Below are 22,092 nucleotides of genomic sequence, written 5' to 3'. Positions count from 1 at the left end.
ATTTAAATTTACTGTGATGAAAAAACTTATTCTGCTTATACTTATTTCGGCTATTCCTACTATAATATTAATTTCTTCAAATTATTATAATCATATTTCAGAAATATATTCTGTTAAATTCGATCCAAGATCTAAGTATCCTAAAGATGTACATTGGGAGTATATTAAAGAAAGGTTATTTGATAAAAATGGAGATAATAAAGGAATATCTCCAAAAAAGTTTACAGGTCCAATATTTTTTGATTTAAAAGGCGCTCAACATCAGGATAGTATTGTACTAGCTAGCGTGATTCAGGAATTGAAGCTTTTAATCCCTAACAAAGTTATAGGTTTCTTGGGAGCGGGAAATGAATTGGACGATTATTATGAGAAAAACAAATTAGAGCTAGGAAGGTATTATCGACCAATGTCGTCAACGATAAACCTTGTTTTTTATGAAAAACGTAAAAGTATAGTTAATCATGGCTCACAACTTATTTTTTCTTATTTGAAGGACGGTAATGTTATTTCTAGAAATAGAAGAATAAACTCCTTTTTCCCATCTTTCAACTATACGAGAATCAGTTTTTATTTAAATAAAGAGACTTCCTTTGACAGAAGAAAACAATATGTTCGATATGAAATCTTGAGAAGTTTGTGTCATATTAAAGAAAATACCGGCATATATAGTTCTTATGAAGCTAAAGGTATTTATAACCGAAAAGAATTCAACCCTGATGATTATAGGTTTACAGAAGCAGACAAATTTTTATTACATAAACTTTATGCGAACGATTTTTTAGAGCAATTTAAAGGCTATTTGTATACTGCTTACTCGTGGCGGTTTGCTAATGTTTTTTTGAATAAAAGTTTCGCTAAAAAACAAGCTTTAATTATTGTTTTTTTTATAGGACTTTTAGCTTTTGTTTTACTTTTTAGTTTTTTTCAAAATAGAAAGTTTGAATATTTATTCTTAAGTTATTTTTTTCCATCATTACTAGTATGGTCATATTATATTTATCTACAATCAATTTATAAACATTTAACGACGATACCCTATTATGGAATCAACAAAGTGATGCAGATAGATGCTGTATTCGATGTTTTCATATTTGCTTTAATAACATCTCTATTATTATGGGTGTTAGAAAAAAGGTGTATAAAAAAGAATATGAATTTTAGTTTTACTTTGTTGTTAAAAGTGTGTTTTACTTTTTTAGCATTTAGTGCACCAGTAATTACTATATTTTTTATAAAAGGAGGAAGAGAAGCGGTAGATGAATTCTTTTTTCCAATTGTTTTTTTCTGGGTATTTTTAGCATTGGGAAGAGGTGTATTAATTTATCTAAATCATGTTTCAGACTCTCTAGTAAAAGAAAAAGACGTAGAATTAAGCCGATTAAAAACATTAAATGCAAAATCAGAATTAAAATTATTGCAATCGCATATTAATCCTCATTTTTTGTACAATGCTTTAAACTCCATTGCTGGATTAGCACATAATAACCCAAATAAAACAGAAAAAATGGCATTGTCACTCTCTAATTTGTTTCGCTATTCTATAAACAAAAAAGGACAAAAAATGAGTACTGTAGAAGAAGAGGTTCTGATGGTACAAAACTATTTAGAAATTGAAAAAATTCGTTTTGGGGAACGCTTAAAGTTTACAACACATATTGATGAAGCATTAACAGAAGAAGAAATTCCTATGTACATCTTACAACCGTTAGTAGAGAATGCTATTAAGCATGGTATTTCCAAAATAAGAGGGGAGGGACATATTACTTTGGAGATAAAAAAAATCTTAGAATTGTTCTTAATAATTGTTAGCGATAATGGCCCTGATTTTCCAAATGGTTTAGTAAGTGGGCATGGGTTGCAAACGGTTTATGATTTGCTAAGGTTGAGTTATGGCAATAGAGCCTCTTTAAAATGGGAGAATACACCTAAAAAACATATTACAATTTCAATTAAACCAACAGCATAGAGGAATGAATAAAGTGTACAAGACTATTGTTATAGATGATGAACCGCCAGCAAGGATAAGATTGTTAAAATTACTTGAAAATTTCCCAGACATATTTGAAATAATAGGTGTTGCAGAAGATGCTATAGAAGCTCAGGGAAAAATAGAAGATTTAAAACCAGATCTTATTTTTTTAGATATTGAAATGCCAGAATTATCAGGTTTTGAAATGCTTGAGCGTTTAAAAAATATACCTATTGTTATATTTTGTACGGCATACGATCAATATTCTTTAAAAGCTTTTGAAACGAATAGCATCGATTATTTATTGAAACCGATAAGTTTAGAACGTTTACAACAATCGGTCGATAAATTAAGATTATTCAGTGAAAAGACAACTTCCCAAAATATCTTAGAGTTGTTAAAAGAATTATCTTCTCAAAAAGAAGCTAAAAAAATGACATCTATAACCGTAAAGCGAGGAGGTAAACTCATTTTTATAAAGTTGGAAAATATTAGTCATTTTAAAGCTGATGAGCGATATGTTTCAATACACTCAAAAGGTGAGACCTACTTAACCCAAGAGCCTCTATCTCGATTAGAGCAAAAACTGCCTGATAATTTTTTAAGAGTACATAGAGGCATAATTATCAACAAAGATTATGTGAATGATATTCAAAAGTATTTTAATAGTAGATATGTAATTGCTCTAAGAGATAAAAAAAACACAAATATTACAACAGGAAGGCGTTATAATGATGTGATTAAAGCATGGATAGATATTTGATTAGAGGTCTTTATTAAGCGATCATACCCCCACAAATACCGAAGCTTACAATAACATAAACAGCTGCCAGAATAAACAATATTTTGGCGGCTTTTTTGTTTTTATTGCGAACAATGAGTCCAATAATGGCTAATAAGACAGCTGGTCCTAACATAATAGCTAGGATTAAGTATATTAAACCATCTAAATTCATATTTCCTTCTAAAAAATAGAACATAATTAAGTTTTTATATCATCATACTTCCACAAACACCAAGGCTTATTAAAAGATAAACCACAGATAGTATTATAAGTACTTTTGATGTTTTTCGATTTTTTGATCTCATAGCTAATCCAATAATTAGTAGAATCAATGAAGGTAAAAACATAATGGCTAAAACCAGTAAAAATACCCCCAGATAATTCCCACCTTCAATTAAAAGTATATTCATAATATCTCGTTTCTAAGTTCTTCTAATCGTGCTTTTTTATCATCCCTGTAAAACAAATTCATGGTTTCAAATGGAATGATTTTATTGTTTTTATCTACAATATGAACGCAGGATTTTTTAATGGCACGTACATCAAAATTATAAGCATCAATAAATTGCATGATAATAACCCGAAATAAATTATCGTAGCCCAAATTTGGCGCATCAATATTTGGCAAGCAACACATAATGGACTTTAAATTTTCTTCGGCAACTTCTACAGAGTTTCCAGTACTAAAAAGCTCTATCATCTTGCCCTGGAGATTTTCGTCTTGCTCGTAAATAATCGTGTTTTTGCTATTATCCAATAAGTCATTGGGGTTTATATATCTGGTTAAGGGAAATACCTCACCACCTAATTTAAGGGCATAGCCCATGACTAAAGCATCTGGATTGCAGGGTACAGGGAGTAAGTCGTCCGGGTTAAAAATAGTGGTCTGTTCCAGAATTTTTCGGCGTACTTCTGTGAGCGTCATTCTATCGGTTTCTGGATTAAAATGTTCTAATCTACCAGCAATCTGTGTGGGCTGAAACGTCACCCCTCGAACACATTTTTGCTTTAAGGCAAAGTCTATTATTTTGCCTATTTCATGATCGTTTAGCCCTTTTTGAAGGGTGACCACTAAGGTAGTCGATAAATTGAGCTTGTTTAGATTTTCAAGAGCCTGTTTTCTTATGTCATTTAAATCGGCACCACGAAGTTCTTGCAATACGCTATTTTCAAACGAATCAAATTGAAGATAAATTTCAAAGTCTGGTGCATACGTTTTTAATTTTTCCGCGAAAGCAAAATCCTTGGCAATTTTAATCCCGTTGGTATTCAACATTAAATGTCGAATGGGAAGTGATTTGGCGTAATCTAGAATTTCAAAAAAATTGGGATGGATAGTGGGTTCGCCGCCGCTAATTTGCACCACATCGGGTTCTTTTTCATTAGCAACTATGGTGTCCAACATGGTTTTTACTTCTTCTAAAGTGCGATGTCTTCCATAGGTTGGCGACGATCCGGCATAACAGGTTGGACAGGTTAAATTACAACGGTCTGTTACTTCAACAACAGTTAAGCAAGAGTGTTGCTCATGATCTGGACATAAACCGCAGTCGTATGGACAGCCATAATCGGTTTTTGTATTGAACTTATAAGGTGTTTCAGAAGGTTTGTTATAGTTTCTTATGTTTTTATAGTAGTCGATGTCGTCGGCAATCAATACTTTAGAGTTACCATGTTCGTTGCAGCGTTTTAGCATATAAACATGGTTGTTTTCAAACACGATTTTAGCGTCTACACGTTTTAAACATTCTGGACAAAGACTTAAAGTAAAATCGTAGTAGGTATATTTTCTAACGGGCATTTTTAAAAATGTTTAAAACGGTTTTGTGGTAATAAAGCAAACAAATTAGACATAATATTTGAATCGTACTCAATCCAAAGACATAAAATACGTTGGGTTTAAAAAACTCTATGAAGAACCTGAATGTAAAATAAACAATCATAAACCATTGAAACAGTTCTCCATTTTTTAGAATTACCTTATTTTTGATGCGTTTCAAGCCTATAAAAAGAACCACTAGAAAGATCAATTCATACAAGGCGACAGGGTGGCGATTGAGACCATCTCCTAAATTCATTCCCAATATGGAAGTAGTTTCTATACCATAGGTAAATTCGTTTATCCCAGAAAGGAAGCACCCGATTCTACCAATAAAAATACCCAGAATAATAGGGAATACAAACAAATCGCCAGATGACTGGGTTTCGCCGATACGTTTTTTTGCGATTTCCACGCCAAGCAACCCGCCAAACAAACCGCCCATAATGGTTTTTGTATTGAGTAATTGAATGATATTTTCCTGTGAGATGCTTGCCAAAGGGTTTTCCAAAAAACCGACCAGCCTGGAACCAATTAAGGCGCCTAGCGCTGCGCCTAAAATAATAGACAGTCTGTTGTTTGATGAAATAACATCGTTGTTTTTTCTCCTTAAAAGGACATAATACCGAAAGGCTATAAAGAATGCCAGGTATTCTAAAACCAGATGTATATTTATTTTATAATCAAATAATTGAGGCTCAAAAGGAATCTGCAAAAGATAAATTTTTTATAAATATAGTTAACTTTGTTGTTTGGAAGGGCCTGGCCTATGAAAATTGTAATTTCAATACTAGTTCTTATTTTAGGTACATTCGATGCTACAAGTCAGATAAATGCTGCTGTAGAGAAATTTGCATTGCCAAATGATTTAATGGAGTCTTCTGGAGCTATTTTTTTTAATAATAAGCTAATTACTCATAATGATTCTGGCGGAGAAAACAAGCTTTTCGAATTAGATACTATTTCTGGTTTGGTTACAAGGACTGTTACCATTACTAATGCGACAAATGTAGATTGGGAAGATATGACTCAAGACGAAACGAGCATATATATTGGAGATATAGGAAACAATAGCGGTAACAGGGCAGATTTGAAAATTTATAAAATCAGCAAAACCGATTTTGTAAATAATACAAGTATAATCGCTGAAACGATTGCTTTTAATTATGTCTCTCAAATAGATTTTACGGCGAATCCAAATAATACAGATTGGGATGCGGAAGCGCTTGTTTCTTTTAATGAAACTAACTTGATGTTATTTAGTAAAAATTGGATTGATGGCATAACAAAAGTGTATGTGATTCCAAAAGCCCCTGGCACTTATGCTTTATCCGAGCTGAATACCACTTTGAATAGTGGAGGGCTAATTTCGGGAGGTACTTATAACCCATTAACCAAGAAACTTTTTTTAGTAGGATATACAGAGATTTTACAGCCCTTTGTCTGGGTTAGTGAAAATTTTAAGGGAAACGATATTTTTTCAGGCACCAATACGCAAACAGCACTTTCTTCATTTGATTTTGAACAAACTGAAGCAATTGCATTTGTTAACGAGAATCGATATTTTATAACGTCAGAAACCTTTAAACTCTCTCTCTTTTCAGATTATGCCAAACTAATTTCGTTCTCAACCAACGATATGGCTTTGACTTTAGAGTCTGTTATTACTGAAAATAAAATGCTGTTGTATCCAAATCCTGTGGATACGTTTTTACATGTAAAAAATAGACATGTAGCTACTATTGAGATTTATGATACTAAACTGGTTCTCCTTTATAAAGGAAGTAATATAAGTGTAGATATGCATGTTTTTAACCCAGGCATTTATATTGTTAAAATTAATTTAAAAAATGACACTTCACAGATAAAAAAAATTATCAAGCGGTGATTTTTTGCAATAAGATCCTGTAATTACTTTATTTTTAGGATTGTTTCTGTTTGATTAAAAAACAGTAATTTTGCCCAAAATTTACAACATGGTAAAAATAGACAACATAGAGCTTCCTGATTTCCCTTTGCTTTTGGCACCTATGGAAGATGTAAGCGATCCGCCATTTCGAGCTTTGTGCAAGGAACAAGGAGCAGATGTTGTGTATACCGAATTTGTATCTAGTGAAGGTTTAATTCGTAATGCTGCAAAAAGTGTTATGAAGTTAGATATTTATGAAAAAGAGCGCCCTGTGGGGATTCAGATTTTTGGAGCGAATCTGGACAGTATGTTACAAACCATCGATATTGTTTCGGCTTCTAAACCAGACATCATCGATATTAATTTTGGGTGTCCTGTAAAAAAGGTAGTGAGTAAAGGAGCTGGGGCTGGTATTTTAAAGGATATCTGTTTGATGGAGAAACTCACGGCCGAAATGGTGAAACGTTCCGATATTCCTATAACAGTAAAAACTCGTTTGGGCTGGGATCACGACTCCATAAAAATTGTTGAGGTTGCAGAAAGATTGCAAGATGTAGGTTGCAAAGCCATTGCAATACATGGGCGCACCCGGGCACAAATGTATAAAGGCCATGCGGATTGGAAACCAATTGCTGCGGTAAAAAATAATCCACGTATGCATATTCCCGTTTTTGGTAACGGCGATGTGGATACCCCAGAAAAAGCTGTAGAAATGCGTGATAGCTACGGACTTGATGGTGCCATGATTGGGCGTGCAAGTATTGGGAATCCGTGGTTTTTTAAACAGGTAAAGCATTATTTTAAAACAGGTAAGCATTTAGCGCCTATTTCTTTGGCAGAGCGTGTTGAAGCGGCGCGTAGACATTTACAGATGTCTATTGACTGGAAAGGTGAGGTATTAGGCGTTTTTGAAACACGCAGACATTATACCAATTATTTTAAGGGCATTCCACATTTTAAAGAATACCGCATGAAAATGGTAACTAGCGACCATTCGGCAGATGTGTTTGCTGCTTTTGATGAGGTGTTGGAAAAATTTTCGGATTATCAGTTTACGGAATAATTCCTTTGAGGAACTCGTTCTAATTAGTAGTTCTTTACTAACGATTTTGAAATTCTTACAGATGCAATTTTAGAGGCAACACTCCCTAAAACCGAAATAGTTATAAATACAATAAAGAAGTTTTCAACTTTTATGGTCATAGGATAAGCTAACGAGGGTGTTATCATAATCAAACCAAATACTTTTTGAAGCACCGTAACTATTAATGCGACCCCCAAACCTATAAAACCACCTATAATGCTCATCAAACTCCCTTGTAAAAAGAAAATTTTACGAATGTCTTTTATAGTCGCTCCCATATTAAATAGTGTGCTTAAGCTTCTCTTCTTATCCAGCATCATCATAATTAAAGACCCAATAACATTAAAAAAGGCAATGATTAATACCAAAGTAAAAATTAAATAAACAGCGAGGTTTTCGGTGTTTAGCATTTTATAAAGGGCATCGTTTAGCTGTGCTCTGTTTTTTATTACAACTTTAGGGCCTAAGGCTTCTCGAATTTTTTGCTTGGCAATGGCCTCATCAACACCTTCCTTAAGTTTAAATTCTACTGCAGATACTTGATTAGGACTGTAATCCAGAAGGTTTTTTGCCAGATCTAAGGAGGCATATGCATAGGTGTCGTTTAATGTTTCGTTTATATAAAACACGCCAACATTAACAGCCTTAACAGTATTGAATGCTTTTTTATAAGACGTTATTTGCCCTTTTCCAGGTTTAGGGACATAGATGTTTATGGTTTTTGATAAATCTAAAACACCCAGCGATAAATTATTTGAAATGCCCCAGCCTACAACAATATGGTTGGACTTTTGACTTAACCAGTTACCATGATCTATTTTTGACTCAATATTAACAACGCTCTTAAAGTTGCCATCAACGCCTTTAATAGTTGCTAAATAGTTTTTATCATTACAGGTAATCGCAACACGTTCTTCAATAGTTTTTGAGAACAGATCGATTTCTTCTAAGTTGTTTAACTTGGAAATATCCTCTTCGGTTAAAATAAATGATTTACCAACTGAAGATTCGGCTTTTAAATCAGGGTCGACAATGCTTGAAAATTCTAGCGTAAAATCCTTTAGACCAGCAAAACCAGATAGCACAATAAATAACGATGCAGCACCTAGTATAACCCCTATAATGGCAATAATACTTATAAAGTTAATAGCATTGTTAGTGCTTTTAGAGCGTAAATAACGCTTTGCTATGTATAGTGGAAAATGCATGGTGATACTAAGTAACGAAAAATAGGTCTTAATTTAAAGGTTGATTAGGATTTTTTTCTTTTATCTAAACTGTTGGGGTCTTTAATAGGATTTTCTTGCCTTTTTAGAGATTTTTCTATTTGATCGATATATTCTAAAGAGTCGTCTATAAAAAATTCTAAATTGGGCATACGTCTTAATTGGTGTTTGGTACGTTGTGCTAATTCATGTCTAATTAAAGGGGTATTCGACTTAATGCCTTCAAGGAGTTCTTTAGCTTTATTATTGGGAAAGATACTTAAATAGACTTTAGCAACCGATAAATCTACTGTGACTTTTACTTTAGATACCGATATTAATACACCCTGCATACCACCCTGTGTCGCTGCACCTTGCAGTACTTCAACCAGATCGCGCTGTAAAACGGATCCTATTTTTTTTTGTCTTTGGCTTTCCTCCATAATGCAAAAATAATGGATATTTAAAGATTATCTTACTTTTGGTTTACATAATTTGTATCTTGACTATAAATGAAGATTTCCTGCTACAGGGGAATGACAAAAAAACATGACAATGAATAAAATTGAACATATAGGAATTGCTGTAAAAAGCCTTGAAAACTCTAATGAATTGTTTTCTAAACTGTTTGGTGAATCTCATTATAAAATAGAGGCCGTAGAAAAAGAAGGTGTTAATACCTCTTTTTTTAAGGTTGGTGAGAATAAGATCGAATTATTAGAAGCCACCAATGAAGACAGCCCGATTGCAAAATTTATAAATAAAAAAGGCGAAGGCATTCATCATATTGCTTTTGATGTTACTGATATTGAAGCAGAAATAAAACGTCTTAAAAATGAAGGTTTTAAGGTTTTAAACGATATTCCGAAAAAAGGAGCAGATAACAAATTGGTCGTTTTTTTACATCCAAAATCTTCAAATGGGGTTTTAATCGAGTTATGTCAAGAGATAAAGGACTAATTTTTCTTGCTAAGAAATAAAATAAGTAGTAATATTGCACTCCAATTTCGGTCCCATAGCTCAGCTGGTTAGAGCACCTGACTCATAATCAGGGGGTCCTTGGTTCGAGCCCAAGTGGGACCACGCTTAAAACCCTTCTAAAAAGAAGGGTTTTTTGTTTGATATATTCTAGGCGATAAGCCTGTATCGAGCGTAGTCGAGATGAACCCAAGTTGGACCATTTTGTGGAGAAGCTGTTTCTTTTTCAAGAAGTGGCTTTTTTATTTAGTTTACATTATAACCTCTATAAATATTTTGACTCCTTATTTGCGGCATGTCTTTTGTGGTTTAGTTTTTTGATCTGAAACTGTTAACAATAACGAATCCTCTATGAAATCCAGCATTATAGTATTTTGTGTTTGTTTTTTGAGTGTTGTAAAAATCAGCTTAGCTCAGAACAACATAGAATGTAAAACAAAGCTCTCGTTTTTTCATGAATATGTTAAAGCAAAAAATTTTGATAGAGCTTACGAGCCTTGGGAATTTGTTAGAGACAGTTGTCCAGAACAGAGTATTGCCATTTATACAGATGGTGAAAAAATATTAAAGCATAAGATAAAAAACGTTAATAATGGTAAACAGAAAGAGTTCATTGAAGTACTTTTAAAACTATGGGAAAAGCGTAAAGACTATTTCTCAAGCCAAACCCCGAAAGGCGTATATTCTGTTAAAGCTTTTCAGCTAATGTATGATTACAGGAAAATGCTTCAAAAAACTAATGATGAATTATACCATGGGTTTGACAGTGCCTTTAAATTAGATAAAGAAGCATTTACCAATCCGAAAAGCCTTTACACCTATTTTTCGTTACTTGTAGAGTTACATGTTGAAGGAAAAAAAACTCTAAAAGAAGTTTTTGATAAATACGATGATATAAATGAAAAAATAGAAACAGAGGTTAAGAATTATTCCCTTAAACTGAATAAACTAATTGAAAAGGAAAATGATAGCTTAATTTTAACGCATAAAGAAAAGCAACGAAAGGCGTCTTATGAAAGTTATCTGAAAAATTACGATTTGATTTCAAATAACTTAAGCAAAATAATTGATGAAAAAGCTGATTGTTTAAATTTAATTCCACTATATAATAAAGATTTTGAGGTTAAAAAGACAGATTCTGTTTGGTTAAAACGAGCAGTAAACAGGTTGTATTATAAAGAATGTGCCAGAGACCCCTTGTATGAAAAGTTAGTTAAGGCATATGATAGAGTTGCTCCATCTGCGGAAACCAAAATTTATGTAGTAACGGTTTTAATCAAAAACGGAAAAACAAAAGAGGTAGATAAGTATTTAGCTCAGGCATATAATTTAGAAACGGATGTATTTAAAAAATCGCGATTAGCTTATAAAATTGGTTTAATCTTGAAGAAAAAAAGAAGTTACGCGCAAGCCAGAAGTTATTTTAGGCGATCTCTAAAATTAAACCCTTCAAATGGAAAGCCCCATTTGGCTATAGCTGCAATGTATGCGGCTAGTGCTAATGAATGCGGCAATGATAATTTTAATAAAAGGGCAGTTTATTGGTTGGCCGCTAAAGAGGCTAAAAAAGCGTCTAGAATAGATCCAACACTTAAAAGGGTTACACAACAATTTGTTTCAAGGTACTTCGCTTTAGCTCCAAGTAAGGAACAAATATTTATCTGCACTTGTTCTGGTAAAGAAATTAAAATTCCGTGTTGGATAAATAAATCGATAACGGTGCCTAAAATAAATTAAAATCCTAAAGCCCAAATTATATAAGGAGTTTAGACTTTTTTTGTTAAAAAAACAATAAAATGCACGTAAAACCGTAACAGTCCCCTTAAATTTAAGTCTTTAAGCGGTAGCATCAATCAGAACCAATCACATGAAAACAAGTTTATTAGCAATTTGCGCTATTTTTGCTGTTCAAGCATTTTTGGCTGCTCAAGATTCTACGGCTGTTATAGTTCAAAAAAAAAGATACACGACAAAAGCATTATATAATCATGAAGCTCCAGTAATAGACGGTCTTTTAAATGATGCTTCGTGGGACATTGTAGACTGGGCAGGAGATTATATTGAACATGAGCCCGATGAAAATACCCCGCCAACCTTTCAGACAAGGTTTAAAATAGTTTATGATCAGAAGTTTTTATACATAGGCGTACGCTGTTATGATGATGCGCCCGATAAAATTGTAAAACGACTATCTAGACGTGATGGTTTTGAAGGAGATTGGATCGAGTTTAATTTTGATAGTTATCACGATCAACGCAGTGCTTTTTCCTTTAATATCTCTGCTGCTGGTGTAAAAGGAGATGAATTTGTCTCTAATAATGGAAATAATTGGGACGCCAGTTGGAATCCTATTTGGTATGCAAAAACAAACATAGACTCTGAAGGCTGGACCGCAGAATTTAAAATTCCTTTGAGTCAATTTAAGTTTGGGAAATTAGATAAACAAATATGGGGTTTGCAATCTATAAGGCGCATTTTTAGAAAAGAAGAACGCTCCTTATGGCAGAGAAAACCTGTAGACATGTCTGGTTGGGTTAGTGCTTATGGAGAATTACACGGTTTAATAAATTTAGAGCCTCAGAAACAATTAGAAATTCAGCCATATTTTGTAGTTAAAGGAGAAACTTATGAACCAGAAGCAGGAAACCCTTTTAAAAGTGGAAGTAGTAGTGAAGTAACAGCGGGCTTGGATGCCAAAATAGGGATTACGAACGATTTAACATTAGATCTTACTGTAAACCCCGATTTTGGACAAGTAGAAGCAGACCCATCGGCTATCGCTCTTGATGGTTTTCAGGTTTTTTTTAGAGAGCAGCGACCATTTTTTGTGGAGAACAAGAATATTTTTAATTACAGAATATCTCAATCGCAGGCAGGTAATACTTTTGGTTCTGACAACCTTTTTTATTCAAGGCGTATAGGCCGTAGTCCTCAAGGATCCGTCGATTCAAGTGATGATGAGTTTGTGGATCAACCAGAAAACACACCTATATTAGGTGCTGCAAAATTTAGTGGAAAAACCAAATCTGGGTGGTCTATTGGCGTATTAGAGAGTCTTACCGCCAAGAGGCATGCTATTATAGACAATAATGGTGTTAGAAGAAATGAAACCGTAGAGCCTTTAACTAATTATTTTGTTGGTCGAGTCCAAAAAGATTTTAATGAAGGAAAAACGTTTGTTGGAGGTATTTTTACTGCTACTAATAGAGATGATTTAACTGAAGAATTAGATTTTTTGCACACATCGGCTTATAGTGGAGGTCTGGACTTTAAGCACCAATGGCATGACCGAGATTGGTATGTTGGAGGGAATCTTATTTGGAGTCATGTACTAGGTAGTGAAGAAGCGATTCAAAACACGCAAGAATCCATTACGCATTTGTTTCAAAGAGTAGATGCAGACCATGTGTCTTTGGATTCAAACAAAACGTCTCTTACGGGGTCTGGTGGTAATTTACAGATTGGGAAAGTGGGTGATGGTCATTGGAAATTTGAATCTGGCACCACATGGCGATCTCCAGAATTAGAATTGAACGATATTGGATTTCAAAGACAATCGGATGATATTCGCCATTATACTTGGGTTGGATATCAAACACTAAAGCCCGATAAAACTTTTAGAAGGGTTGGTATAAATTATAATCATTGGAGTGTTTGGGATTTTGGAGGTAATCATAATACCTTGCGATTTAATGTTAATAGCTGGCAACGATGGAAAAGTAATTGGTTTAGTAATATTGGATTTAATTATACACCCGTTAATTTTTCTAATTTTGCTTTACGGGGCGGGCCAAGGTTACGTATTTCTCCAGAAATTAGTCATTGGAATAGTATAAGAACAGATGACCGCAAAAAGGTGCGTTTTAATATTTTTCACAATAGAAATTATAGTACAGATGGCTCATACAGGTCAAATCATTTAGAATTAGGACTTAGATACCGTCCCATTAATGCTTTAAGTCTTTCTGTTTCTCCTTCCTATAGCGTTAATAAAGATAAGCTTCAGTATATTGATAATATTGATTTTAATGGAGATACCCGTTATTTAAACGGAACCATAGCTCAACAGACTTTGAGACTTTCGTTAAGAATCAATTATAATATTAATCCGAATTTTACGGTGCAGTATTGGGGGCAACCTTTTATTTCTAGAGGTAGGTATTCTAATTTTAAGTATATTAATAATTCATTGGCAAGTAATTTTGATGCGCGTTTTTCTGAGTATAACATGAATCAGCTTTCTTTAATAGATGATGTTTATGAAGTTGATGACGATTTGAATGGTACAGCAGATTTTGCTTTTGATAATCCGGACTTCTCTTTTATTCAATTTCGATCTAATTTGGTTTTGCGTTGGGAGTATATTCCTGGATCTGAAATTTTCTTGGTATGGTCTCAAGATATTTCGCAATCAGGAAACCCACAAGAAGGTCTTTTTAAAAGTTTGGGCAATAATGTTTTTGGAGAAGAAAAACCTCAGAATATTTTTCTTTTAAAGGCTACTTATAGATTTCTTTTATAGTTACACAATTCATCTCTATTGGGTACTGTTCCTTTGGTAGGCTAAGCCTGAAGAGGGTTAAAGACTATTTTAAAACACCCCACTTACTAGCGGGGTGTTGCTTGTTATCCAATATCTCATATTTTTTTGACTCAAAATAATCAACTACATTAAAGGATAGAATTAATCAAAGACTGCCTTATGAGGTCTTTAAGTAATGGTATAACGATGTGGTTACTTGTAGCTATTTTTACGAAAGACTGTTTATTGGTCATAGGCAATTAAACAGCTATTCCTTGATAATTTTCTTTACTACAAAACCAATATGTAAATAGTAAATACCATTAGAGAGTGTGTTTAGATTAATTTGAGAGGCGCTTCCTGATTGTATTTCTGTGCCAAACGTATTAAAAAGTTTCCAAAACTTACCTTGTGGAAGATGTATAATCCCATTGGTTGGATTAGGATAAATATGAATCCCGTCCTTTTCATTTTGCCCAAGAACTCCGTCATGGCTGGCAGTGTTTAGTACAGAAAATTCGATTTCCTTTTCCTCTAACAACAAATTTTCTTGATAAGCCTTGATCCTTAAACGATATGAGCCATCTTCAACGTCCCAGGGTTTCAAAATACCATTACGATCTCCAAATAATGCGTAAGGAGGGACACCTTCAGACCTAGTATGATTCTGTTTGCCAGATAATTTAAAATGAACTCGTGATGCACCAATCACATCTGCTTTAATGGTGACATTAGAGGCATCAAGACCTTTTAGGTCTATGGTATTATCTTGGCTTATTTCTGCAATAGTAATAGCGCTTCTTGTATCAACGAGTAATACGTCCTTAATTACACTCGATGGGTTAACACCCGTTCCGGTAAGATCGATATCATAAATTGATTCTTCGGTATTAGAATGTATGGTCAATACATTATTGATTGTTTTAGATGTAGTTGGCGTAAAGGTCACTGTTATTTTCTTGGTTTCTCCAGGGTTGATATTGGATAAACTCCAATCTGCTTTGAAATCTGAAGGCGCTATTATATCCGAAATAATAACTGTTTCCTCTCCTATATTCCTGATTGATATGTCCAAACTGGACGAAGAACCAACCGTAACTGTTCCAAAAGCCAATGTTTCTGTAATTTCCATTTTAGGCATATTCGTTTTAATGAACTCGTAAGCTCCTATATCAGGGGCTTTTCCATAATAAGTTAGATTAACAGGATCTCCAGATTTCCAACTTATTTGTTTTGAAAGCACAACTTCGTTTTTTTCATAATTAATGTCTATAATGGATATGGGGTCATTGTTCCCTACTTGTATTTGATCTCCTGCTAACATACCGTATCCATCGAAAAAATAACCTGAGTCTTCTAAGATCAAAACTTTTCCCGAACCAGAATTCACGGTAAATGTGAGATGTTCCCCTTTGTCAATGGCCTGGCTCCCTTCTTTTAAATAAAAATCTTCATCCGAGTCAATATCTGGAGATGCGTTTGAGAAACTTGGGGAAAACTCATAATTATGAGTTACATATTGTGGATGCTCGTTTTCATAATAAGATATAGAAGCTTTTTTACCCGCATTTTTTACAAATAATGTTGAAGGCTCTCCAGATGTCTTGTTAAATATATTGCCGTTAATCTTATTGTCACGGAAGGGATCCTTTTGGTTTAACCAAATTAGCCAAAAAATCACGTCACTATCCTTTTGTTTTGTCCCTTTCCTATTGTAAGGGTCTGACCCATTGTTATAAAAAATGTTATTCTTAAAAACATTGCTGGAAATGGACCTGCCTTGTTTTTCAAAATCTCTTAAAAACACCCCACTCCAAGTGTTGTTGTATATAATATTGTTATATATCTTATTCTTGCTGCTGTAAGGGTGTTCATCTCTGGTAGACATAGAGAGACCATTGCCAATATTATTGCCTATCCTGTTAAATCTAAAAATCTGATTAACCCCAAATAGCTTTACAGCCAAGTTCTGGATATTATCTGGAAACCATCCTGTATTTTTGAAAATATTATATTCTATGACATTGAACCCCCCAGAATCTTTTTCAAGTGTTCCTCCTCCAGAACAGTTTTTATTTACTCTGGCAGAGAACGATGCAGCTCTACTTCCTATCTTTCTGCCGCCCCAATCGCTCCAATCGCCATCAAAAACATTCTTCCTTATAATGTTAAAACTAGCATCGACTACTAAAATATCGTGCCCACCGTGTTTCATGGTATTGCCTTCAATTAAGTTGTATTTACCGCATTTAAGATAAAACAAATCACCACTATCATCTCCTCCTCCAATAGGGTCGCTAGGTGAATGGCTCCAACTGCCACAATAATCAAAATAGTTATTTAGAAATGAATTGTAAGAGCTTCCTTTGTCCACAAGAATACCGTGCCAACCTCTAGAGTATTTAAAGTTTGCATTTTTAATAGTACAATAATGGGCATTCTCTAATGTAGCCCAATGTTTTACGGTGGATTTATCTCCTACTTTCCCACCATTGATATGAATTCCTTCAATAATTATGTACGACCGGTTCACTAATTTTATAGCCGTATTTATACGGGTTAAAACTGGTATTTCAGACTGATAGGGTTTATAAGTAATAACAGCATCCTTGGTACCCGATTGTTCTGGAAAAATGGATTGCTGCTTATAGGTTCCTCCCAAAAGATAAATGATGTCTCCTGGTTTTGCCAGGGTATTAGCTTGATTTAAGTCCATAGGGTTTTGTAAACTACCATCACCATTCCCATTAGGGGATACGTAATATGTAGAGGACATTGCAAGTTTTGTTGTTAGGTAGATTAATAAAAAAATTGAAATTTTAATGATTTTCATGATTTTATTTTTAGGGGTTATGATTTCTTTGTCGAGCTTGAATACACGTGTAAAAAAATCACACATCTATTCATAATGAAATTATTGTTTAATAAGTTTAAAAAACTGATTTTCATCTTTTATACTAATGATATATATGCCTTTGTCAAGAGAAGAAATATCCACATCTTTTCTTAACGGAAGTAAAGTTGTTTGAAATAGTTTTTTACCTGTTATTGTCGATATTATGATTTCTATTTTTTTTGATACTTGGTCAAAAATTATTTTTTCTGAAGCAGGATTCGGGTACATTTTAAAGTGCTTTTTTGTCGATGAAACAGCATTGATATTTAAAAGAGGCTTATACTCATAGGCCCCTTGATCAAACGGGCTCTTGTTTATATCTCTAATTTTATCTTCGTAATCAAAAGTGACCCCAAAACCAGAAAGATTCATTCCTGAGTCTATTGCAGGAGAGTTCTCTTTTAAACTATAATCCCCATTTACAGCATCTGTAAATTTAATTTGGTCTAAATCATTTACTTGAGAATTGTTTGAGGCATTGACACGGGATGGGCTAAATGAAAAAGGTTGCCTTCTAGGGTTAACGACAATATTATTGGCCAACAAGTTATTGCTATTATTGGTGAACGCCATGGAGAAATGAATCCCATGCGATCCCGTGTTTACAATGGTATTGTTGAAAGCTCTATAATATGAATTGCTATCTATGTGGCCTTTATCGTTAGTATATATCCCGTTTCCTTTGGTATTTATAATGATGTTATTATAAATGGTCGAATGACCCCGACCTATGTCGATGATACCATTTCCGCCAATGCCCTGACCATTAGTGATTTTGTTGTTGTACCAATCTCCTGTAGTTCCAGCTCCAATCTGCATGCCGTTGTCCTGGGCACTTCGTTTTTCCAAACCATACATATCTATTTGATTATGGTGCACTTTAATATTTGCAACTCCCGATCCTATTTGGAGGCCATCCCATCCAGTATGCGTGATGGTATTATGATGGATATCCACATTTTGTACACTATGAGGGTAAAAAGTTGTAGTAGTGCCAGAACAAGTAACTTCTCTGGACGGATACCAGGAATATCCAATATAGATGCCTTCTCCTTCGACATCATGAATGTAATTATCGTGCAATAGTACCTCCTCCATCACAAAAGACCGTAAATCCTTATTCTCACAACTCGGATCAGTTTTTGCTATAATACCCGCAAACCCTGTATTACTAATCTCAATATTGTTAATCTCAAAATGAGATGACAATCCAGTTACATTGATTCCCATGAGGTTTGTTCGCTTGATATAAATGCCATATGTGTCATTTGCGCCAGTACCAGATAGATGAAAATGTTTGCTTTTTGTAAATAGTATTCCATAATTAGCTTGTGACTCGATAATCACTCTAGTATCGCAATTGCTAATAATAATTGGATTGTCTTTGGTTCCATTTACGTTATCAAACCGTAATTCTTTTCTATGCCCTCCTTCGATACATATTTTTTCTCCTGGGTTGACAGCAGAAGCATTGTATGCTGTACTTTCGGGCGTTACGACATAATCGCAATTACAAGTGTTTTCTATATTTGGATTATTAGCAAATAAAAAGCTGACGACAAATAGGCACGTAATCAAAAAGGAATATTCTTTTGTGCTAATCTTGTACATTTTCTGTTTTTTTTAAAAAAGTTGATAAACAATAATCATATAACATTGTTATGTAGCTAAACAAAAAATCCCTCTTGTATTCTTTTTAATTATGATGAGAGCAGATAAGCTAATAGAGTTTTTTATTGCATTCTTGAGATAAAAAACTTTTATAATCTTATCCTTTTTGAAAAAACGTATTTAAAGAATAAAGAAGGACTTTTTGTGTTGATTTAATAATTCTTTTCCAAAAAGAATTAAACCGCCTATTCTATTATAAACTGTTCTGTTATAACCTGACCGTTAATTCTTAATTTGATGATGTAATTACCTTTAACCATATTACCTGTATGAATCGTTTTTGAGACGTCAAAGGCTTCGATGGATCTGTATATTAATATTCCCAGAAAGTTATAGATAGATACGTCGTCTATAACATCTTCCGCTTTACGTTTTTTGATGGTTATTGATTCTTTTGCAGGTACTGGATATAACGAGAACGGTTTGGTAATATCTAAAACTAATCCAGTTACTCTACTATCTGGATTTGCTATAAGTTCTAGTTTATCCACTAACGCCCAGTTTTTCAAAGCCTTTATTTCGATAGAATTAGTACCAGCCCTTAGTGAAACACTATTTTCAGAAACTAAATCGCCCCAATAGGCAATTCCAAAATTGCGATCTCTTTCAGATATACTTTCGACATCCCCAAAAAAGGCTCTTTCGACATTATTTATTTTTACCTGATATCCATTAGAAAAATATGAATCTTTTCTGCTTCTATCACCAGATCGAACACGAATTCTTATCTGGTAATCTCCTGCATTGATACCCTCTAGTTTTAGATTAATAACATCTCCCAAGTCATATAGTTTCACGGCTTTTAGATTGCTTAACAAAGGGGATGTATCTTGAGCTACAGATGGTGATGAATGAGTTCCTGTGTCGATCACGGGCTCATATATGTCTTCTGCTTCTAAGACCAAGTTACCTGATGTGTTTGATACATTAACAACCTCAAGATAGTCAACCATACCCCAGGCTTGAGATGCCTCAACATCCAGCGTGTGGTTTCCTGCTTCAAGTTCTATATTTTCAAATTGTAACGATCCCCAATACGATATTCCAAAAGCACTATCTTCTTCAGAAATGCCTTTAATAGCATTATAAGTTTTTAAGGTTTCATCAATCTGTACCTTATACCCATTAGGCAGATAACTTTGTGCGTTTTGTCTATCGCCAACCCTTACCCTAAGGTTTATGTTGTATAAACCGTTTTTTTCTACAGCAAATGGGATTCTAAGTTTGTCACCTCTATCATAAATTTTCACACCTTTTTCCTGACTCAGTAAAGAATTTACTTGCTCCACACTGGCAACATCACCTAGTGTACCTGCATTTACCAAGGCTATATAGTGGTCTTCTGCTTCAATAAATGGGGTATTAGGGTCTGGATTAGGATTTGGGCCTGGATCTTCAGTGCTATAGGGCCATACTTTCCCTTCCATTTGACCAAACATAAATAAAGTGCCTGGGTGGCTTCCCCATGAACCCAGATTAATATCGTAGCTGCCCGCTTTGGTTGGATTGGAGTGGTAAGGAACAGTGCCTGTTTGGGTTCTTGTGTATATGGTTGTCCAATCTGATTTTTTGTAATATAGATTCGCTAAGGAAACCCATCTTTCAGATTCCACAATCTTTACAAAAGCACCGTTAGGATAAGAGTGTCCATTAATTGGGTAGTTCCCCCATTTTCTGGAACGTCCATAACTTCCGTCAAAATGTTTAAGCAAGGAACTTATTACTGTTTCCAAGCCTTTTGATCCTGAAGAAAATACTAAGCTATTTCTCCAAGGCCTTTCCTCCGTTGCCGCAGGGAAATATTTATTGTATTCATCAGAGCCCGAAACAACTTTCCAATCATAAAAACTTTCAAATGAAGGGTCATTATGCATGACGCGTTCATAGGCATCTGCAAAATCAACTACAGCTCCTATGGCTATAGTAGCATATTGCAATCCTGTTTGTGGTTGAGAGGGTTTGCCTCTATGAAAGTCTACGTGTGTCCCATCTGCATAAGTACCATAGATTACCCATTCCTTAAACCATCGGTGAGCATCCTTTACAATGTCTTTTGCTTTGCTGCCATATACAGTATGATCCTTTAAGAATAATGCAGCTCTTGAGGCAAATCTCCAGTTTACAGTACTGCGATTGGCAAAGAATTCGTTAAACCCATAAGATGTGTATGGAGCTCCTTCCCATGCCGCGCCTAATTTTCGATCAATCCACCCACCAATTGTCACACTGCCGTAATCTCCGCTTTCATAGTTTGTAAAGGGGCTACTCATAACAGAATACATTAATGAGTGGTAAAAAACCATAGCATGGTATAACCACTTTTCAATATCTGCCCTATCGGTTGAAGTGTATACGCTACTCGATTTGGTATAGTCGTAAGCATTCAGCATGGAGTTTAGCCAGCAAGCGATAAAAAACCCTGGGTTTCTATCGTTAAACCCTCCTGACCTGGATGGAACCCAACGTCTTGTATTAGAAAAATCTAACCATGGGTTTTTGGCATACCATACCAATTCGTTTTTTACTGCATGGGCATATTCGCTTCCAGAGATGCCATCAACTTTTTGATCATCACCTCCTGCCAATAAGTATACAAAACCAGCATGCATTACAGATAAGGCTGCATAATCATTTCCACTAATACCAGGGCGAGGTTCTTTCGCGTCGATATGTGGGATTCGATCTGGCCAGGTATTGTTAGGCACCCAAGGGGAGTTTAATTCTGTAATAGGGCTTTGTAATCCTCGACTATCATCATAATTAGTATACCGATCATTATCGGAATCATTAACACAACTTTTGGCATCTGCCAAAATACGGCTCCAATCTCCTGGACTATTTGTACTTACATCTCCTTTAGTGTGATACATCTGTTGTCCAGAAACCAATCCAGCTCTTGCTCTCCAAATTTCTATTTCTTCTGGACTATATTGTAGTCCTCTTTGGGCTTGTAATGAAAAGTATAAAAATACGAACAACACAAATAATGAAACCTTTTTATACTTTTTTAATGTAAAAGACAATCTGTTTTTTTTCATAAGTAGGGTTTTATAAAATTGATTTGTAGATATGTTTTAATAAATATTTCACATAGTTTTATTAATTAAGCTATTAGCGGTTTTTAGTTATAATTTTAAAAAGATCGATTATCCAAAACCTATAAGATTGTTCACCACAAATGTCACTATTTTAAGATACTGCCTCATCACCCTTCTAGGGTGATTTTTTTACTTTTAGACCCATTAGAAAATAAGA

General features: G+C 34.4%; 15 protein-coding genes and 1 tRNA gene. 8 read left to right on the top strand and 8 right to left on the bottom strand.

The features are described from left to right. Positions 1 to 16: 16 nt before the first annotated feature. On the top strand, positions 17 to 1,966 hold the full coding sequence (locus HHX25_RS15915; RefSeq protein WP_169675538.1) for a sensor histidine kinase: 1,950 nt from the start codon (positions 17 to 19) through the stop codon (positions 1,964 to 1,966). 4 nt (positions 1,967 to 1,970) lie between these two features. Then, the gene (locus HHX25_RS15910) at positions 1,971 to 2,732 is read left to right on the top strand and encodes a LytR/AlgR family response regulator transcription factor (protein ID WP_169675536.1); all 762 of its coding nucleotides are present in this window, start codon (positions 1,971 to 1,973) and stop codon (positions 2,730 to 2,732) included. A 13-nt stretch (positions 2,733 to 2,745) separates the two neighbouring features. Here HHX25_RS15910 and HHX25_RS15905 read toward each other — a convergent pair whose 3' ends face one another. From HHX25_RS15905 to HHX25_RS15895, 3 genes are all read right to left on the bottom strand, one after another. Further along, positions 2,746 to 2,949 (bottom strand): hypothetical protein, encoded by a 204-nt coding sequence (locus tag HHX25_RS15905; protein ID WP_169675534.1) that lies wholly within the window; start codon positions 2,947 to 2,949, stop codon positions 2,746 to 2,748. A gap of 210 nt (positions 2,950 to 3,159) precedes the next feature. Beyond that, on the bottom strand, positions 3,160 to 4,554 hold the full coding sequence (locus HHX25_RS15900; RefSeq protein ID WP_169675532.1) for a radical SAM protein: 1,395 nt from the start codon (positions 4,552 to 4,554) through the stop codon (positions 3,160 to 3,162). Then, positions 4,544 to 5,287, bottom strand: a complete 744-nt coding sequence (locus tag HHX25_RS15895) for a prolipoprotein diacylglyceryl transferase (protein WP_169675530.1) — start codon at positions 5,285 to 5,287, stop codon at positions 4,544 to 4,546. The genes HHX25_RS15900 and HHX25_RS15895 overlap by 11 nt, the downstream gene beginning before the upstream one ends. A 54-nt stretch (positions 5,288 to 5,341) precedes the next feature. On the opposite strand from HHX25_RS15895, the gene HHX25_RS15890 reads away from it, so the two are divergent. Next, on the top strand, positions 5,342 to 6,460 hold the full coding sequence (locus HHX25_RS15890; RefSeq protein ID WP_169675528.1) for a T9SS type A sorting domain-containing protein: 1,119 nt from the start codon (positions 5,342 to 5,344) through the stop codon (positions 6,458 to 6,460). 88 nt (positions 6,461 to 6,548) lie between these two features. After that, entirely contained in the window at positions 6,549 to 7,544 is a 996-nt protein-coding gene (dusB, locus tag HHX25_RS15885) for a tRNA dihydrouridine synthase DusB (protein WP_169675525.1), read from the top strand. Between the two features lie 23 nt (positions 7,545 to 7,567). Here the strand turns inward: dusB and HHX25_RS15880 are convergent, their stop codons facing one another. After that, the gene (locus HHX25_RS15880; protein ID WP_169675523.1) at positions 7,568 to 8,773 is read right to left on the bottom strand and encodes an ABC transporter permease; all 1,206 of its coding nucleotides are present in this window, start codon (positions 8,771 to 8,773) and stop codon (positions 7,568 to 7,570) included. Between the two features lie 44 nt (positions 8,774 to 8,817). After that, the gene (gene rbfA / locus HHX25_RS15875; protein ID WP_169675521.1) at positions 8,818 to 9,213 is read right to left on the bottom strand and encodes a 30S ribosome-binding factor RbfA; all 396 of its coding nucleotides are present in this window, start codon (positions 9,211 to 9,213) and stop codon (positions 8,818 to 8,820) included. Positions 9,214 to 9,325: 112 nt separating this feature from the next. Here rbfA and mce point away from each other — a divergent pair, with 112 nt between their 5' ends. From mce to HHX25_RS15855, 4 genes are all read left to right on the top strand, one after another. Then, positions 9,326 to 9,730: a methylmalonyl-CoA epimerase gene (mce, locus tag HHX25_RS15870; RefSeq protein WP_169675519.1), complete on the top strand. Its 405-nt coding sequence runs from the start codon at positions 9,326 to 9,328 to the stop codon at positions 9,728 to 9,730. Positions 9,731 to 9,779: 49 nt separating this feature from the next. Next, positions 9,780 to 9,853, top strand: a tRNA-Ile gene (locus HHX25_RS15865). A gap of 246 nt (positions 9,854 to 10,099) precedes the next feature. Then, positions 10,100 to 11,485, top strand: a complete 1,386-nt coding sequence (locus HHX25_RS15860; RefSeq protein ID WP_169675518.1) for a hypothetical protein — start codon at positions 10,100 to 10,102, stop codon at positions 11,483 to 11,485. A 130-nt stretch (positions 11,486 to 11,615) separates the two neighbouring features. After that, entirely contained in the window at positions 11,616 to 14,270 is a 2,655-nt protein-coding gene (locus HHX25_RS15855) for a DUF5916 domain-containing protein (protein ID WP_169675516.1), read from the top strand. Positions 14,271 to 14,538: 268 nt separating this feature from the next. Here the strand turns inward: HHX25_RS15855 and HHX25_RS15850 are convergent, their stop codons facing one another. From HHX25_RS15850 to HHX25_RS15840, 3 genes are all read right to left on the bottom strand, one after another. Further along, complete coding sequence (locus tag HHX25_RS15850) at positions 14,539 to 17,103, bottom strand: Ig-like domain-containing protein (RefSeq protein WP_169675514.1); 2,565 nt, start codon at positions 17,101 to 17,103, stop codon at positions 14,539 to 14,541. An 81-nt stretch (positions 17,104 to 17,184) separates the two neighbouring features. Beyond that, entirely contained in the window at positions 17,185 to 18,777 is a 1,593-nt protein-coding gene (locus tag HHX25_RS15845) for a T9SS type A sorting domain-containing protein (protein ID WP_169675511.1), read from the bottom strand. A 245-nt stretch (positions 18,778 to 19,022) separates the two neighbouring features. Next, positions 19,023 to 21,875, bottom strand: a complete 2,853-nt coding sequence (locus tag HHX25_RS15840) for a T9SS type A sorting domain-containing protein (RefSeq protein WP_169675510.1) — start codon at positions 21,873 to 21,875, stop codon at positions 19,023 to 19,025. Positions 21,876 to 22,092 lie beyond the last annotated feature (217 nt).

The sequence above is a fragment of the Flavivirga algicola genome (assembly GCF_012910715.1).
Classification (GTDB): Bacteria; Bacteroidota; Bacteroidia; order Flavobacteriales; family Flavobacteriaceae; genus Flavivirga; species Flavivirga algicola.
Note: the sequence above shows the minus strand (reverse complement) of the source record. Positions and strands in the feature narration are given on the sequence as shown.